Consider the following 17,491-nt stretch of genomic DNA (forward strand, 5'->3'; position numbering starts at 1 on the left):
GTAAATTTTTACATTTACGAATATTTTAGTTACCTTTGCATCCCTCTAAAAGTGGAGGACTGAAATTAATATGAAACGCGCCTTAGTTCTTTCTTAAAAGTAAATAACTTTGCGCGAGTTTCATCTGGTCGCTGAAATTTTAAATTATTTTTCAGATGAAGCAACTCCGAGAATTTGATATAGCCTTTGTAGGACTGAAGCCCGGAGTACATACCTTTCAGTACCAAATTACGGATAGTTTTTTTGAAAATTACGGTCCGCAGGATTTTAGTAACGCACAGGCAACGGTAAAACTGCAATTTGACAAGAAGAGCAGCTTTTTCCTGCTAAAATTCGAGATAGGCGGTACTGTTACCGTAACTTGCGACCGCTGCGGGGAGCCTTTTGAGCTGCAACTATGGGATGATTTTGACCAGGTAGTGAAACTGGTGGAAAACCCGGAAGAGCTGGAAGGCGATGAGGACCCGGATGTAACGTATATATCGAAGACAGAGTCCCATTTGAATGTGGCAGACTGGGTCTACGAGTTCATCAACCTCAGCATTCCCATGCAGCGCATCCACCCGGACGACGCAAACGGTAAGAGCGGTTGTAATCCGAAAGTGCTGGAAATGCTGGAAAAAATGAACCAGCAGGAAGGCGAAAAAAAGAACCCGATCTGGAAAGATCTGGACAAATTCAGAGATAACTAAACACGAACAATTAAAAATTAAATACAATGCCAAATCCTAAACGCAGACATTCTCAGCAAAGATCAGCGAAGAGAAGAACGCATTACAAGGCGGTAGCGGATACGTTAAGCACCGACAGCGCAACCGGGGAAGTGCATCTGAGGCACCGTGCTCACTGGGTAGAGAACAAGCTGTACTACAAAGGCAAGGTAGTGCTGGAAAAACAGGGCAGCACGAAATAATCCGACGATTTTACTTTGATGTCAAAGCCAGCATAATTACGAATTACCAATTGCGAACTACGTCTGGTGCAGGGGTGGAATGTATTTTATACGTTAAGCCTTTGCATGCCGCCTAATTTGTAAATGGTAGTTCGTAATTTTATATATCTACTACCCTATAAGACAAATTAAAGTTACATGCGAATCGGGCTTGATATGATGGGAGGCGATTTTGCCCCCCTGGAAGCAGTAAAAGGAGTAAAATTATTTTTGGCAAATGGCGCGGCAGATGTACACCTGGTGCTGATCGGAGATGAGCAGGCGGTGCAGCCCCTGCTGGCAGATGCCCGGATAGACCCGTCCAACTATACCTTGATCCATGCATCCCAGGTAATCGGTATGCATGAGCACCCAACCAAAGCACTGAAAGAAAAACAGCAATCCTCCATTGCCATCGGCTTTCATCTCTTACAGAGCGGTAAAATTGATGCTTTCATCAGCGCGGGCAACACCGGCGCCATGATGGTAGGCACCTTTTATTCCATAAAAGCCATCGAGGGCGTGCAAAGGCCCACGATCAGCACCCCCATCCCCCGGGAAGACGGCAGCTATGGCCTCCTGCTGGATGTGGGCATTAACGCGGACTGCAAGCCGGAAAACCTGGTGCAGTTTGCCGTGCTGGGCTCGTTGTACGCCAAGTATATCCTCCGCCGCGACAATCCCACCGTGGGATTGCTGAACATCGGGGAGGAAGAAGGCAAGGGCAACCTGCTGGCACAGGCCACCTATCCCCTGCTGAAGGAGCACCCGCTGCTGAACTTCGTGGGCAACGTGGAAGGCCGCGACATCTTCGATCCCCGCGCCGACGTGATCGTGTGCGAGGGCTTTACCGGCAACGTAGTGCTTAAAATGGCGGAGTCCTTCCATGATATCGCGGTAAGACGCAACATTAAAGACGAATACCTGGAGCAGTTTGATTTTGAAAGCTACGGCGGCACCCCCGTGCTGGGCGTGTCCCACCCGGTGATCATCGGCCACGGCATTTCAAAAGGCATTGCTTTCAAGAATATGATCGTACTGGCGCAGCAGATGATCGCCAGCAAGCTGCCGGATCATATCCGGGAAAGCTTTGTGAAGCAATAACGTTTTTCATATGGCGGGCAGCCAGTGCTGCCCGCCACATCTTTTATGGCTTGTTGCCGGTTCTGGCTACTTTATAATTACCGCTCTCTTCATCTTTTTCCAGGGTATATCCATCCGCCAGCTCGAGCGTCCAGCCATCACCGGTTATTTTCTTACCATCAGCGCCTGTAGGATTGGTAACCAGTATCCGGTCCCAGCCCGGAGCTACCAGCGCGCCGCCCTCCACCGTCAGGATACCCCAGGCATCCGTCACCCTGATATTCGGATATACCGATCCCTTATCTTCTAATGGCACAATGTTCCGGGGATCGAATGAAATGCTCACTTTCTCGAACTGTATTTCACAGTGCGGCTGCTCAATAAACCTGCGGCGGTAGCCGGCCACCAGCTTTTTCCGCTTCTCCTCCCTGATGGCTTCCTCTTTCATGATCGTTTCCCCGTTATAGTTCCCTGCTATACTTTCCGTCACCGTTTCCAGGTCTGCCGGCACACGGATATTAAAAGCGTCCATAAAATATGCTGTCAGGTCGGTGCTTGTGGTAATTTCCTTATTCCAGTCCCTGTTCCTCTTATAAAGCAGGTAGCCATACACCGGGATGGTATAGTAGGCAAATGAACGGACAAATGTAGGGTTGCCGAAAAATTTGTCGATACCGTTTATAAAATGCGCTGCGGCCTGCTTTTTATCCCTGCCACTAATAATCTCGCCGGTGAATTCCGCAATGCCCTCGTTCAGCTCCAGCAGATTTTCCGTCGTATCTGCGCCGCTATAAAGGAGGCGGCGGTACTTCCTGAACGCCAGCGCATTACGCAGGTGCTCCTGCTGCTCCTGGCTGGTGGGTGAGCCCACCGCTTTTTTCAGCGCCTCCAGTTCCAGCCGCAGGTAGATCCTGCCGCTCTCCTTGTCAAGATGATTATTTTCGGCGTTATGAAGCGTAAATCCCAGGGAAGGCTGTGCCTTATGAAATAATTCGTGGGCCAGCAGATTGATCCTGACCTCCTTATCCCGGGGAAGCGGGAGCATGATCATGGCCCACTTTTTCCCGCTCCAGTTGATGGCGGTATTTGCGATGTTCTCCGTATCCGGTAAAATTCCCACGTAGATATCACCAGCGGGCTTTAAAACACCTCCTGTGTCCGGCTCATTTGCAAAAAGCTCCCGGGTCCGGGGCTCCACGAAAAGCATGGCCCCATATAAGTTCCTGTTCCAGAGCGCCTGGTATTCTTCTGCTGCTAACCTGATCTCGTTAAAATAAAAGGGAATGCTATCCCGGAAAGATGATGCCTGTTTTTGCCCGGCTACCTGCAGTGTAATCCCCCAAAAAGCGATCACTGAAATTAATTGTTTCATGGTTGAATTGTTTACGTGTATACTTTCGCGTTTTACATAAGCATTTTTTATCCCGGCGTGGGAAATACCGGGATGGCATATTGCCAACTTCTGCAGCAACGGCTATCAGTATAGGTCAGTATCTTTCGGGAGTATATATGTAAGGTAATAAAAATATTTATTAGCTAAAAAACAATCAATGCAGCTACTGGCCGGCGGCCGGGTATAACGGCAGCTTCACATAAAAAGTGGTGCCGGCATTCAGCCGGGTCTCAAACCAGATCTCCCCGCGCGCCTGCTCCACAATGTTCTTGCACATGGCCAGTCCCAGGCCGGTGCCGGAGTTCTTGGTGGTAAAATTGGGCACAAAGATCCTGGACTGTATCTCGGGGGAAATGCCCTCGCCGTTGTCCTGCACGCTCACGATCACCCATTGCCGGTCTGCTGCGGCTTCCATCCGCATCACGATATGGCCGGTCCTGTTCTCCGGGATAGCCTGGATAGCGTTTTGCAGCAGGTTGGTGAACAGGCGGTTCATCTGGGTTTTATCCGCATAGATGCGGAACTGCTCCAAAGGCTCGTTATACACGATCTCGCAGCCCGGCTGCCCCTGGTACAGCGCGTGCAGGGAGTGCAGCACTTCATTCAGGGACATCTCCTCGTTTACGGCCTCGCCTATACGGGAAAAGGCGGAAAAATCCGATGCGATATTGGACAGATGCTCTATCTGCTCCACCAGGGTATGCGCCACGTTGTTGGTCAACTGCTTTACATTGGGGCTGTCGTTGTCTATAGCCCGCTGCAGGTACTGGATGCTCAGCTTCATGGGCGTGAGCGGGTTCTTGATCTCGTGGGCCACCTGCCGGGCCATTTCACGCCAGGCCCCTTCCCTTTCGCTCTTGGCCAGCCGGGCGGCGCTCACTTCCAGCTTGCGCACCATTTTATTGTATTCCTTTACCAGCGCGCCGATCTCGTCGTCCTTGTCCCATTCTATCTCATCATTGCGCTGGCCCAGGCTTACATGGCGCAGCTTTTCCGTTACCAGCGAGAAGGACCGGGTAATGGAGTTGGTAATGATCAGGGCCAGCATGCCGGCTATCAGGAAAATGAAAGCGTTGAAATTGATCAGCGCTACCAGGAAGTTGGAGATCTGCTGGTTCAGCTCCGTTTGCGTGGCGAAATAGGGAATATTGAGGTAGGCAGACACGCCCCCGGTGGTGTCGCGCAGGGGCGCGTAGCCGGAAAAATACTGCATGCTGCCTATCTTTTCCTTCTGTATATACTGTATCCGGTTCAGCCGGAACATGTGGAAATAGGCTTCCGGGTCCATTTTGCGGGACAGCAGCCCTTTTTCCGTCATCAGCGGCTGGGTGCTCACCTGCAGGTTCCCGTCGCGGTCGTAGATATTGATATCCAGCGCCCGGTCCTCCGCAATATCGCTCATGGACGCCTGCAGGCCGGCCTGGAAAATGGGATCGTACAGGTCTTCCAGCGCATCGAAATTGCGCTGGGAGTAAAATTCCTTTTCCACGTCGTGGGCCACCTCGCTCATGGTCTTGCTGAGGCGCTCACGGTTCTCCGTTTCCGAGCGGTCTATAAAGAACAGGATCGTGGTCACCCCCAGTATGATGAAGGCAAACACCACCACGAAAATGATGGTGCCGTGCACCTTCTTGCGGATGCTTACGTCCACCAGGGAGCGCAGGGGCCCTATGCGCATGCGCGCCTTGATCAGCAGGTCCAGCAGTTGGTAGATCACAATGATGAGCAGGAACAGGCAGAACATCCAGGCAAAGAGGGTAATGAACTCTATGAAGTTGCGGCTGTCCTTTACCACCATCACTATTTTGTCGCGGGAGGCTTTATAGATCAGGATAGAGTGGCCGTTCATTTTCCGCACCGTTACATCCGCCGTTGGTATGTCGGCAGGATAAAGCCGGATGGGAAAGGCAAAATCATTGTTATTATTGACCAGTACGCCCTTATTATAAATGGCGTAGGAATAGGCGGTGGAAGATTCCTTTTCCGGGTCATTGATCTCCCCGTCCACCAGCAGCTCCGGGTACAGCTTCTGCGGATTCACCACTGCCGGGGTCAGCTCGTATACCAGGGCGCCGATGACCAGGCTGTCCCTGTAGATCACCTTGTGGCCGATATAACTGTAGTCGTTGAAGCTGCGTTCCTTATAATAAAGGTCGCTTTCCGCCCCTACCCTGCCCGACCGCTTCAGCACCTGCATGTTCAGGGAATGGAAACTGGTGGTATCCGCCGGGAATATGGGCACCCCGTTGTCGTCCAGAAAATAGAAAGTAACATTGAACCGGCTCAGGTAACCTTTGAAGTATTTCTGCACCAGGCCGTTCTCCACTTTTTCCCGGGGCAACTGGCTGCCGCTGCGGTGATCATTGAGGAAATAGAACACCTGCAGGTCATCTTCCAGGTTCCGGTTCACATCATTGAGCAGCATTTCCAGGTAGGGGTCCCGCTGCTTGGAGAGGTCTGCAGCCAGCCGCTCCCGCAGGGTGAGCTCCTTTTTATTATTGTAATATACCAGTACGGCAGAGGTGGTAATGGTGAGCAGCACCAGCCAGAAAACAAAAGGCGCCGTACCCAGCGTGTCCTTGAACCCGTAGGTGAACCGGTCCAGCAGCACCACGTAGAGCAGCAGCCATACCACCATGGCTATGAAATAGGGCAGCTCCGGGTTGTGCAGGCGGAACAGCAGCCACACCACGCCTACCGCCGCCAGGAATATGTATTTGGTACGATGGTGAAATTGCGTGAGCTCGTTCAGCAGGGAATTGATGATCTGCGAAAAGAACAGGAAGCTGAAGGCGATAAAGCCCAGTATGATAAAGCCGATAACACTGTATTCATTGAGGCTGAAGGGATTGGTCACGTCAAAGGATATCCGGGAGTCTATCACCAGGCTCTGTATCAGCTCGGAGAGGAACTGCCCTACAATGTACATCACCAGGCTGGACAGGGCGATGACCAGCCATAGCTGCCATTTCCGGGTAGGCGCCGGGGCGTTGATGGCCTTTACATGCTCCCGGAAGAACAGCAGCAGCCAGAAGGTGAGCAGCACATTCAGCAGCAGGTCGCCCAGGGAAGGGAAAATATCGTTCCGGGCATAAATATAAGGCGTAAAGATATTGAGCGCCCGCAGGTTGAACGGAAAGGGATACACGTAGCTCAGCACCCGGAGCGACAGCACCATGAACAGCAGGAAAAGGAAACCCACCAGCGGACTTTTATGCCGCGCCAGCAGGGTGGCAAAAAGGTTGATGAATATCAGCACGCAGATACAGCCCAGCACCCGCAGGATCACGCTGAGCAGGTTGGGCGGGCGGGCATTGAGCGCCGGGTCATAGTGCAGGTAGAACAGGATGATATCCTTGTGGTTGAGCACCGGTATGCCCGGCGGGCGCAGGTGAATGGCGTATTCCCGGCCCAGGACGGGCTTATCGTAAAAGTGGTCTACCAGGTAATCATTGCTGATGCTGTATTCCAGCATCACGGGTATCAGCCCTACCAGGTAGCGCTGGTGGCCGGCCGGCGAGGGCAGGGGGCGGCAGATCACTTCGTAGTACCCGTTGTTCAGCTTTGCAAAGCCGGAACCTTCCCGCAGGGGCATATTGTCTTCCGGCTGCACCAGGTTGTTGCTCCAGAATACCAGCCAGCGGCCGGCAGCGCTGCTGTCATAGGCAAATACATAGTAATCCTTCTTTTGCAGCTTGTGCAGCTCTTCTTCGCTGTAGGTGCGCCGGAACAGGTGGTTCATCAGCAGCGTATCCTCCGCCACGGCGTTGAACGACAGCTCCCGCCGGTGCAGGCTTTTCTCCAGGCTGCGCTTAACTCCCTGCGGCGAGGAGTAGTAGGACCAGTAGTTACTGAATAAAAAAGCGAAGGTGAATAACCAGGCGGCAATGATCAGCAGGTACCCGTGCCGCAGGAAGAAGATCCGTATTTCCTTAATATCCAGCATCCGGTTCATTCTTTTTCTTTCACCTGCTCCCACATTCCATCCATCTCTGCCAGGGTCATTTCAGAGAGCTGGCGGCCCTGCTCCCGGGCCATGGCCTCCATCTGCTGGAAACGGCGGGTGAATTTCTTGTTGGTGCGCTCCAGCGCATTCTCGGCGTCCACTTTCAGGAAACGGGAGTAGTTGACCAGGGAGAACAGCAGGTCCCCGAACTCCGCCTCTATATCATCGGGGCGGCCGGCTTCCACTACTTCCTCCAGTTCCTGCAGCTCTTCCTGCACCTTATGGTATACCTGTTGGGTATTGTCCCATTCAAAGCCTACCTGTTTGGCCTTTTCCTGCAGGCGCATGGCCTTTACCAGGGCGGGCAGGGATACGGGCACGCCGCTGAGCACGGAGGTTTTGCCTTCTTTCAGCTTCAGCTTTTCCCAGTTCTGCTTTACCTGCTCCTCGTTCTCCACCTGCACATCTCCATAGATATGCGGGTGGCGGTGGATGAGCTTGTTGCAGATGCCGCTGATCACATCCTGTATGGTGAACTGCTGCTGTTCAGCGCCTATCTTTGCATAGAAAACGATATGCAGCAGGAGGTCGCCCAGCTCTTCTTTAATGGCCTTCCAGTCGTTGTCCGTAATGGCATCCGCCAGCTCGTACATTTCCTCGATGGTGAGCTGCCGCAATGACTGCAGGGTCTGTTTCCGGTCCCAGGGGCATTTTTCCCGCAGGTCGTCCATGATCTGCAGCAAGCGGTCGAAGGAGGCGTTCGTTTGCGTTTCCATGGGCTAAAAATAGGAAATAAAGTGAATGTGCAAATGTGCGGATATGCAGATGTGCAGATGGATAGGAGCTGTTAACAACTTTCCGTTGCCAAAAATGCCAATTTAATTACATTTGCGCCCGGCCCGGCATAAGGGCCATATTTATTCATTATTCATTATTCATTGTTAATTAATTCGATGAACACCAAACACATCGCGCTCATTTCAACAGAATTAGGTATCTCGGCCAGGCAGGCGGAGAATACCATGAACTTGTTGGCAGAAGGTGCTACCGTACCTTTTATCAGCCGCTACCGGAAAGAGGTGACCGGGAGCCTGGATGAAGTGCAGATCAGCCGGATTGAAGACCTCAAAAAGCGTTACCAGGAGGTGGATGAACGCCGGGAGTTCATCATCAAGACCATTACGGAACAGGAAAAAATGACGCCCGAGCTGCTGGAAAAACTGGAAGGCACCTGGAACCTGACGGGACTGGAGGACATTTACCTGCCCTACAAGCCCAAACGCAAAACCCGCGCTACGGTGGCTATTGAAAAGGGACTGGAGCCGCTGGCCAAAGCCATCTTTGAGCAGGAGGAAGCCACACCGGACGCCCTGGCCGAACAATATGTAAATGACAAAGTGGCTTCTGCCGACGAGGCGTTGAAAGGCGCCCGCGACATCATTGCCGAGTGGATCAACGAGAACGCCGAGCTGCGCGACAAGCTGCGCAAACTCTTTACCCATACTGCCGTGCTCACCTCCAAAGTGGTGGAAGGCAAGGAAGCCGAAGGCAACAAGTACAAGGATTATTTTGATTTCAAAGAAGAGCTGCCCGCCATCCCCTCCCACCGCGTGCTGGCCATCCTGCGCGGCGAAGCAGAAGGCTTCCTCTACGCCACCATCGCACCGGCGGAAGAAGAAGCAGTGGACATTATCAGCAAGCAGTTCATAAAAGGCAGCAATGCCAGCAGCGGGCACATGAGCAAGGCCGTAACGGATGCGTATAAACGCCTGTTGCGCCCCTCCCTCGAGAACGAGTTCCGCTCCCTGGCCAAGGAGAAAGCGGACACAGAAGCCATTGACGTGTTTGCCGAGAACCTGCGGCAGTTGCTGCTGGCCGCTCCCCTGGGCCCCAAGCCGGTGATCGCCATTGACCCCGGCTACCGCACCGGTTGTAAGGTGGTAGCGTTGGACGAACAGGGCAATATGCTGGACCATGACGTGATCTTCCCCCTGGAAAAGAATTATAAACGCGACGATGCCGAAGCCCTGCTGAAAAAATGGGCAAAGCAATATAACACCGCCGCTATTGCCGTGGGCAACGGCACCGCCGGCCGCGAAACGGAAGAATTTGTGAAGAAGATCGACTTCGGCGCCAAGATCACCGTGTTCATGGTCAATGAAAGCGGGGCCTCCGTATACTCCGCCTCCGAGGTAGCGAGGGAGGAATTCCCGGACCACGACGTAACCGTGCGCGGCGCCGTATCCATCGGCCGCCGGCTCATAGATCCGCTGGCGGAACTGGTGAAGATAGATCCCAAGTCCATTGGCGTAGGCCAGTACCAGCACGACGTGAACCAGTCGCACCTGAAACAGGGCTTGGACCGCGTAGTGGTGAGCTGCGTGAACATGGTAGGCGTGAACCTGAATACGGCCTCCAAGCACCTGCTGGCTTACATTTCCGGCCTGGGGCCCTCCCTGGCGGAGAACATCGTAAAGTACCGCAGGGAGAACGGGGCTTTCCGCAACCGGGCCGCGCTGAAAAAAGTGCCCCGCCTTGGCGACAAGGCTTTTGAGCAGTGCGCCGGCTTTTTGCGCATCGAGAACGGCGACAACCCGCTGGACAACTCCGCCGTGCACCCGGAAAGGTATGCCCTGATAGAAGCCATGGCCGCCCAGCAGCAATGTACCGTACCCGACCTGATGGGCAAGGAAGACCTGCGCAAAAAGATAGACCTGAAGCAATACGTGAGCGAAGAAGTAGGCCTGCTGACCCTGGAGGACATCATGAAGGAGCTGGACAAGCCCAGCCGCGATCCCCGCGACGAGATCTCCATCTTTGAGTACGCGGAAGGCATCCACAAGATCGAGGACGTGAAGCCCGGCATGACGCTGCCCGGCGTAGTGACCAACATTACCGCCTTCGGCGCTTTCGTGGACATTGGCGTGAAACAGGACGGCCTGGTGCACATCTCCCACCTGTCCAACAAGTTTGTGAGCAATCCCAACGAGGTGGTGAAGCTGAACCAGAAAGTAACAGTCACCGTGCTGGAAGTAGACCCGGCCCGCAAGCGCATTTCCCTGTCCATGAAGGACAACGAAGCGCCTGCCGGCGGCGGAGGCGGCGGCCAGCGCAGGGAAAGAAGGGACAAACCGGCCAACAAGCAGGCAGCGCCCCTGAATGATTTCCAGGCCAAGCTGATGGAGCTGAAGAAGAAGTTCAATTAATAATTCACTCTACAGCGATCAGCGGCTCATATCTCCTGTCGGGATAATGGGCGGACAGTACGCCGTTGCTCACATACGCATCTACCTGCTGTTGGGTGAGCGTAGTGGGCAGGTTGCCGTTGGTAGTGCCGTAAAAGCAGTAGGTGCCGGCATGTGGCTGGCAATAGCGCAGGTTATAACTGGCGCCCGGTATGCGGGTGTAAGTGCCGTCGCTTTGCGGATCAATATAGATCCAGGGCGTAACACGGGCGCCGGCAACGGCAGCCATAATGCCTGTGGCCAGCGCCAGCAGGAACAGGAATGGGCGGATCGGTTTCATGGTGTAACATTTTAAGGAAACCCAAGTTAGCCGATCCCACTGCAATAGCACAGCAGCCTGCTTCAGGGGCGCCTTGCAAATTTCTGCTGCCATTCCTTCAGGGGCTGGGGCGCGGCCGTATCCCCCTTTTCAGCATAGATCTTCACCTTGCCGTCAATGGCGATACCGGCATAGATGATATCGCGGTTCATATCAATGGCCAGGGCAGCTTCATCGGAAGCACAATGATGGGGCCTGCAGCCCTCGTTAAAAAGGATGCCGCCTTCCACCTCTATGGGGGGCGCCACCTGGTACCGGCGCATAAAGGCTGCCGTATCCCTGCCCAGCAGGTCCCGGAAACGCTGTTTCAGGGGCGCTTTCTCCAGCAAATCCACTTCTCCTGCATAGCGGCCGGTATAATCCTCAAAACGGCTCCAGGAGGTAACTTCATTGGTAATAACGGTGTCACTGGCCGGGATCATGGTATCTGCGGAAGGCGCGTTGCTTGCTTTTTCCGGGGTATGCGTTCTTTCTTTCCTGGCAACAGGTTGTTCGCATGCCCACATGTGCACACAGGTGGCCAGCAGTGAAGGCAGGAGCTTTCTCATAGTCATGGTTACAATACTCATTATAAATGTCATTAATCAGCCGCCTGCCGTAAACGGCCGGCTACTCGCCTTTAAAGGCCGGCGCACGCTTTTCCAGAAAAGCCTGCATGCCTTCTTTCTGGTCTTCGGATGCGAATAAGAGGTAAAAATTCCTGCGCTCAAAGTGCAGCCCCTCTTCCAGGGAGCTGTCAAACGCTTTGAGCACCGCCTCTTTGGCCATTTTTACAGCCAGGGGGCTCATTACGGCTACTTCTTTCGCCAGCTTCACCGCTTCTTCGAGGTAGAGCGCTACGGGCGTTACCCGGTTGATCAGGCCTGCGGCCAGCGCTTCTTCCGCGGTAATAAAGCGGCCGGTCAGCACCATTTCCATGGCCCTGGCCTTCCCGATAGCCCGGGTAAGGCGTTGGGTGCCGCCTGCACCGGGCATTACGCCGATCTTTATTTCCGGCTGTCCGAAACGGGCCGTTTCGCTGGCTACGATCATGTCACACAGCATGGCCAGCTCGCATCCCCCGCCCAGGGCAAAGCCGCTGACGGCTGCGATCAGGGGTTTCTTTGTTTTTTTGATAGCGTCCCAGGTGCTGAACTGGTCCGTGTTGTACATGTCAATGGCGCTCTTGCCCGCCATTTGTGTAATGTCCGCCCCTGCTGCAAATGCTTTTTCATTGCCACTTAAAACCACCGCCCGTACCTGGGGATCGGCGTCCAGCGCCTTCAGGGCGTCTTTCAGTTCCGACATCAATTGCAGGTTCAGTGCATTCAGTGCTTCGGGGCGGTTCAATTGAATATGGGCAACATGGGTTGCCACCTGTTGGTGTATGATCAGGAATTCCGGTTGCATTACTAAATTTACAGAATTACGGCAAATAGCAGCAATACAAAAAAGGCAAACACGAACGCAAAAGAAATGCCATAAACAAACATCAGCACCGTCCCTTTCCAGAGCGAACGCAGGAATGACTGCCCGTAAGCGTTTCGCAGCGCAAACACCAGGTACCCGAAGATCAGCAGCAGCCCGTAGCCGGTAAAGGTATCCGAGTCGCTGAACCAGTGGTCCAGCAGCAGCGCCAGCATCAGCACGATGAACGCAAAGCAGTGCAGGTGCAGGGAAAAAATGGCATGGTCCGTATAATACCAGCGTTTCCAGTTATAGATCCCCTTCAGGAACAGCGCAAACAGCGGCAGCAGCACAAACATCAGCTTGGGGCCGTGGTGCTTGATAGCTTCCCAGAAGCTGCCTTCCTCGTAATGTTCTTTCATATCCAGCGTCCGCCGCCTGAGCCGGCGCTCCAGGGCGCCGTCCCGCTTGTCTGCCGGCAACTGCTGCTGCACGGAATCATATTCATGCAGGGTACGGTATCTGCCTTTTGCACCCGGCAGGCCCGTTACCACGATCAGGGAATCCTTACGGTGCACGCCCCCCTCATCCAGCACTTTCTGCAGGGTATCGTCCACGGCGGTAAGTGCATCCAGCACCACCGGCACCGGGTCCCCTCCTTTTTCTATGGACACTTTATTGTGCCCGCCCTCCCCGTGCCCCTGTCCGTTCGGGATCATTGCCAGGAGCAGGAAAAAGATAAAGGAGATAAAAATATACAGCTTGATGGGATTCACATAAGCGGCCCTGCGCCCGGCGATATACTCTTTGGTAAGACGGCCCGGCCTGAAGAGCAGGTACTTCAGGGTGGTCAGGAACTGCGAATCGTAGTGCAGCACATCCCCCACAAAATGTTTAACGAGATGCCCGAAAGATTCATGCGTTACGGCGTTCTCCTGGCCGCAATGCGTGCAATATCTTTCCGGAACTTCCGTTCCACAGTTCAGGCAGTGCTTATCCTGCCGCAAAGGTTGTGTTTTCAAGCGATCATTGGGTTAGGGGCTTAAAAATAGCAAAACTATTTTCATATGTTATTACTTTTGTCACCGTTTATACAAATTATGCGATCTCTCTTCAAGCTACAAGGCAAACGTTATTTACCGGTCCTGCTCCTGCTCCTGGCGGCAGAAAGAGGCGCCGCGCAATATTACTACCAGGATATTTACAGTACCGGGCAAACCGGCAGGAACATGGCCCTGCTGAAAGCGCAGCATGTGCGCACGCAGTTGGTGCAAAGCCTGGACGCCCGCATGGAAACAGACAATGATTTCAGGTGCCAGCGCCTGCTGTCGGCCGATTACCGGCAGATGCGCTCCATAACGCAATCCCGCGCTACCGGACTTTCTGTAATGACCTCCACCTTCTCTTCCCGGGGACTGCTGACCAAAACCGTGGACAGTACAGCAAGCAGCCTTACCACCATACAGTACCGCTATGACCCGGAAGGAAGGCTCACGGAGGTACGCTCGGTATCCAAAGCACAGGGAATGGACAATCCCTTCCGCGTTACCGAAACCCGCCACTACAGCTATAACGGGCAGGGCCACCTGGAACGCATGGTATACCGGAAAAGCATGGGCGGGGCGGATTCCACCCTGGTGTTGTTCAAAACAGACACTGCGGGCCGGGTGACGGAAGAACAGGCCTACGGCAAAAACCTGTACAGCCCCCGCATCTATTATAATTATGACCAGCAGGGGCAACTCACGGATGTGCTGCGCTACCACCCGGGCAGGAAACGCATGCTGCCTGACTATATGTTCGAGTACGATGCGCAGCAGCGCCTGGTGCAGATGACCACCGTCAATGCCGAAAGATCAGATTATACGATCTGGCGGTACCATTACAGCGACAACGGGCTGCCGGAGCGCGAGGAATGCTACGGCAAAGGCAAGGAGCTGCTGGGCATGATCCGGTATAAGTATGAATTTAACTGATGTGCGCACCGCACATTACTTCACTTCCGCCAGGTACTTGTGCACGAAGCTGATGGCCATGGAGCCCTCCCCTACGGCGGCCGCCACGCGGTTCATGGCGCCTGCGCGCACATCGCCGGCGGCAAAGATGCCGGGACAACTGGTTTCCAGCAGGTAGGGATCGCGGGACTGCTTCCATATCTTGCCAAAGTGCTCATAGTTCTTCAACTGGCGGCCGGTTTCAATAAATCCTTTCTCATCCCGCAGGATATCGGGTGTGATCCAGTCCGTAAAGGGCCTGGCGCCGATGAATATATAGAGCGCGTCTGCCGGCTCGGTTTGTTTTTCCCCGGTTTCCAGGTTAAGCAACACCAACTGCTCCAGCCGGTCTGATCCCATGGCTTCCGCAATTTCCGTTTTGGGCCTTATGTGGATATTCGGGGTGCCCTTTATCTGTTCTATCAGGTAGGCGGACATGGTGCTGGAAAGATCTTCCTTCCGGATCAGGATGTGCACATTGCGGGCAAATTTGGAAAGGTACATGGCGGCCTGGCCGGCGGAGTTGCCCCCACCTACGATGAACACTTCCTTGTCCTTGCAGGCGGCTGCTTCCGTCATGGCCGCGCCATAATAGATGCCGGCGCCGGTAAAATCCGCAATACCTTTGGTTTCCAGCTTGCGGTAATCCACCCCGGTAGTGATGATCACGCTGCGGGTATTCACTTCCGTATCATCTTCCAGGATAATTTTCTTGTAGCCGTCTTTCTGGCGGATATCCTTTACAGATTGTGGCGTAATGAATTCCGTGCCCAGGCGGGTAGCCTGCGTAATGGCGCGGCGGGTAAGGTCTGCCCCGCTCAGGCCGGTAGGAAAACCCAGGTAGTTCTCTATGCGGGAGCTGGTGCCGGCCTGTCCGCCCGGCGCCCGCCTTTCCACCAGCAGGGTCTTCAGGCCTTCGGAAGCGCCGTATACGCCGGCCGCCAGTCCGGCCGGGCCGGCGCCTATGATCACCACATCATACACGTCATGTTTGATCTGGGGGTTCAGCCCTACCTTGCCGGCAATATCCATAATGGAGGGATTGGCAAGACAAGCCCCGTCCTCGAAGAACACCACGGGCATGTCTTTCAGTCCCAGTCCGTTCAACTGCAGGAGGCGCGGGCCTTCTTCGGTAGCCTGCACATCCAGCCACTGGTAGGGGATCAGGTTGCCGGCCAGGAAATCCTTTACTGCATGGGACTGCTGGGAGAACTGGTAGCCTACTACTTTTATGCCTTTGAACGCCGGGCGGTAAATGTGCTGCCAGTCGTCCAGCAGGTCGTCGATAACCGGATACAGCTTTTCTTCCGGCGGGCCCCAGGGCTTTACGAGGTAGTAATCCAACTGCACGGAGTTAATGGCGCGGATCGCGGCATCGGTGTCGGAATAAGCGGTAAGCAGCACGCGGCGGGCTTCCGGGTAGAACTGTTTTGTTTTTTCGAGAAAGTCCACTCCTTCCATTTCAGGCATACGCTGGTCTGAGATGAACATGGCGATGGTCTCGCCCTTGTTCTTCAGCTCCCGGAGGCTGTCCAGCGCTTCATTCACCACGGTGGTGCTGATGATCTTGTAGCTGTCGCGGTACTGGCTTCTGAGATCCCGCACAATAGCGCGCAGCACCTGCGCATCATCATCTATACAGAGGATTAAAGGTAGTTCCATCTTTTTTCAAAAGAGTTGAAAATTAAAAATTAATAATTAATAATACCAGTAACAATTGTGTGATGTTGAAACACCAGTGTGACGATTATTAATTATTAATTATTCACTATTCATTATTAATTGGCAGTGCAACGGTGAACTGTGTACGTCCGGGGGCGGACTGCACCTTTACCGTACCGCGGTGCCGCCGCACGATCTGGGATACGATGTCCAGCCCCAGCCCGGTGCCTTTGCCTATTTCCTTGGTGGTAAAGAAGGGATCGAATATCCTGGAGCGGATATCCTCCGGTATGCCAGCTCCGTTGTCTGTTACGGACACCAGCACACAGTCATGGTCTTTTTCCGTTCGTATTTCCAGCACTCCTTTTTTGGCAGGTTCCATGGCGTCCAGGGCATTGTCGATCAGGTTGGTCCATACCTGGTTCAGCGCGCCGATATAAGCTTTTACAGGCGGCAGGCTGGTGTCAAAGTGCTGCACGACTTCTATATTGCCTTTGCGCAGGCGGTGCTGCAGGATGGTGAGCGTGTTCTTTATGCCGCTGTGAATATCGGTCAGTTGCTTGTCCTGCCCCTGGTCCATATGGGTAAAGTTCTTGACGGAGCTTACCAGTGTGGCTATACGCCGGGAGGCTTCCTCGATATCGGTCACCATTCTTTCCGTGATCAGGTTGCTGTTGATCCAGTTGAACACCGGCGAAATGTGCGCCTGCGGGATATGCTGCATGAACTCGTCCAGGTCTGCAGCGGTAAAGCCAAAGTCCACGAAGTTCTCGGCGATCTCCTCCCGGTTCTCTATCTCGTACTGGTCCAGCCAATCCAGCAGCTCCTCCTCCTTTTCCGAGCGTTCCATCATGGACAGCGCGGGCCTGGCTTCCTGGCTAAGGATGGCAAACAATTTATTATTTACAATATCCACATCCGCCGGGCTCATTTGTATGGCCGTGAGCTTCCTGAAGGTATCCGGCACCAGTTGCAGGTGCTGCTTTAAGGACACGGCCCCGCGCACCACGGCGGCTGCGGGATTGTTCAGCTCATGCGCCAGGCCGGCGGAGAGCTTGCCCAGCGCCATCATTTTTTCGCTCTGTAACTGCAGGGAAGTGTATTCCCGCACGCGGTCCGTCATGATATGCACCAGCGCCTGCGTGAGCTCATAGTGCGCACGGATCAGTTGCGGCATTTTTTCTGAAGGCAGCAGCATGAGCTGCGTATCTTCCAGGGCCATTCCGTAGGCAACGGATGTTTTCAGGCGGGAGAAAGGCAGGTACCCCGTAATGCTTTTCGGCGCCCATATGCCCAACTCCTGCCCGTCCCTCTGCTGCAGGTAGGCTTTTATGCGGCCGGACACTACCACCAGGGTGCCCCGTATCCGCTCGCCCGGCCGGAACAAGGCCTCCTCTGCCGGGAGCACAAAATGCTCGCTGTTATCGATCCACCACTGAAGCTGATCAGCAGGAACATCCTTGATGGCTTCAATGGACTGAAGCCAGTCTACAGTAACTTTATCCATGAAAATGCGGTGCTTTGATAGGCTA

The 17,491-nt window shown here is 54.0% G+C and carries 14 protein-coding genes; 5 read left to right on the forward strand and 9 right to left on the reverse strand.

Annotated features, from left to right (window positions below; genetic code table 11):
- Window positions 1-155: 155 nt before the first annotated feature.
- From LX66_RS23585 to plsX, 3 genes are all read left to right on the forward strand, one after another.
- Entirely contained in the window at window positions 156-692 is a 537-nt protein-coding gene (locus tag LX66_RS23585) for a YceD family protein (RefSeq protein WP_145718020.1), read from the forward strand.
- A gap of 26 nt (window positions 693-718) precedes the next feature.
- The gene (rpmF, locus tag LX66_RS23590) at window positions 719-913 is read left to right on the forward strand and encodes a 50S ribosomal protein L32 (protein ID WP_145718022.1); all 195 of its coding nucleotides are present in this window, start codon (window positions 719-721) and stop codon (window positions 911-913) included.
- A gap of 177 nt (window positions 914-1,090) precedes the next feature.
- On the forward strand, window positions 1,091-2,035 hold the full coding sequence (plsX, locus tag LX66_RS23595; protein WP_145718023.1) for a phosphate acyltransferase PlsX: 945 nt from the start codon (window positions 1,091-1,093) through the stop codon (window positions 2,033-2,035).
- 43 nt (window positions 2,036-2,078) lie between these two features.
- On the opposite strand, the gene LX66_RS23600 is transcribed toward plsX, so the two are convergent.
- The 3 genes from LX66_RS23600 to mazG all read right to left on the reverse strand — a co-directional run bounded on the left by LX66_RS23600 (window position 2,079) and on the right by mazG (window position 8,129).
- The gene (locus LX66_RS23600; RefSeq protein ID WP_145718025.1) at window positions 2,079-3,386 is read right to left on the reverse strand and encodes a hypothetical protein; all 1,308 of its coding nucleotides are present in this window, start codon (window positions 3,384-3,386) and stop codon (window positions 2,079-2,081) included.
- Between the two features lie 184 nt (window positions 3,387-3,570).
- Window positions 3,571-7,362, reverse strand: a complete 3,792-nt coding sequence (locus tag LX66_RS23605; RefSeq protein ID WP_145718027.1) for a sensor histidine kinase — start codon at window positions 7,360-7,362, stop codon at window positions 3,571-3,573.
- Complete coding sequence (gene mazG / locus LX66_RS23610) at window positions 7,359-8,129, reverse strand: nucleoside triphosphate pyrophosphohydrolase (protein ID WP_145718028.1); 771 nt, start codon at window positions 8,127-8,129, stop codon at window positions 7,359-7,361. Before mazG ends, LX66_RS23605 begins: the two co-directional genes overlap by 4 nt.
- Window positions 8,130-8,306: 177 nt before the next feature.
- On the opposite strand from mazG, the gene LX66_RS23615 reads away from it, so the two are divergent.
- Window positions 8,307-10,559 carry a Tex family protein gene (locus tag LX66_RS23615; RefSeq protein ID WP_145718030.1) on the forward strand — a complete coding sequence of 751 codons (2,253 nt, stop codon included), beginning with the start codon at window positions 8,307-8,309 and terminating at the stop codon, window positions 10,557-10,559.
- Window positions 10,560-10,563: 4 nt separating this feature from the next.
- On the opposite strand, the gene LX66_RS23620 is transcribed toward LX66_RS23615, so the two are convergent.
- The 4 genes from LX66_RS23620 to LX66_RS23635 all read right to left on the reverse strand — a co-directional run bounded on the left by LX66_RS23620 (window position 10,564) and on the right by LX66_RS23635 (window position 13,325).
- Complete coding sequence (locus LX66_RS23620) at window positions 10,564-10,878, reverse strand: hypothetical protein (RefSeq protein WP_145718032.1); 315 nt, start codon at window positions 10,876-10,878, stop codon at window positions 10,564-10,566.
- 62 nt (window positions 10,879-10,940) lie between these two features.
- On the reverse strand, window positions 10,941-11,465 hold the full coding sequence (locus tag LX66_RS23625) for a hypothetical protein (RefSeq protein WP_145718034.1): 525 nt from the start codon (window positions 11,463-11,465) through the stop codon (window positions 10,941-10,943).
- A gap of 61 nt (window positions 11,466-11,526) precedes the next feature.
- A complete protein-coding gene (locus LX66_RS23630) occupies window positions 11,527-12,306 on the reverse strand; it encodes an enoyl-CoA hydratase-related protein (RefSeq protein ID WP_145718036.1) in 780 nt (259 codons plus the stop codon).
- Window positions 12,307-12,314: 8 nt separating this feature from the next.
- On the reverse strand, window positions 12,315-13,325 hold the full coding sequence (locus LX66_RS23635) for a DUF3667 domain-containing protein (RefSeq protein WP_145718038.1): 1,011 nt from the start codon (window positions 13,323-13,325) through the stop codon (window positions 12,315-12,317).
- A 78-nt stretch (window positions 13,326-13,403) separates the two neighbouring features.
- On the opposite strand from LX66_RS23635, the gene LX66_RS23640 reads away from it, so the two are divergent.
- Window positions 13,404-14,279 carry an RHS repeat domain-containing protein gene (locus LX66_RS23640; RefSeq protein WP_145718040.1) on the forward strand — a complete coding sequence of 292 codons (876 nt, stop codon included), beginning with the start codon at window positions 13,404-13,406 and terminating at the stop codon, window positions 14,277-14,279.
- Window positions 14,280-14,294: 15 nt separating this feature from the next.
- Here the strand turns inward: LX66_RS23640 and LX66_RS23645 are convergent, their stop codons facing one another.
- Both LX66_RS23645 and LX66_RS23650 read right to left on the reverse strand, forming a co-directional pair.
- On the reverse strand, window positions 14,295-15,959 hold the full coding sequence (locus tag LX66_RS23645) for an FAD-dependent oxidoreductase (protein ID WP_145718042.1): 1,665 nt from the start codon (window positions 15,957-15,959) through the stop codon (window positions 14,295-14,297).
- Window positions 15,960-16,065: 106 nt separating this feature from the next.
- A complete protein-coding gene (locus LX66_RS23650) occupies window positions 16,066-17,466 on the reverse strand; it encodes a sensor histidine kinase (protein WP_145718044.1) in 1,401 nt (466 codons plus the stop codon).
- Window positions 17,467-17,491 lie beyond the last annotated feature (25 nt).

This window comes from Chitinophaga japonensis (assembly GCF_007830125.1).
GTDB lineage: Bacteria > Bacteroidota > Bacteroidia > Chitinophagales > Chitinophagaceae > Chitinophaga > Chitinophaga japonensis.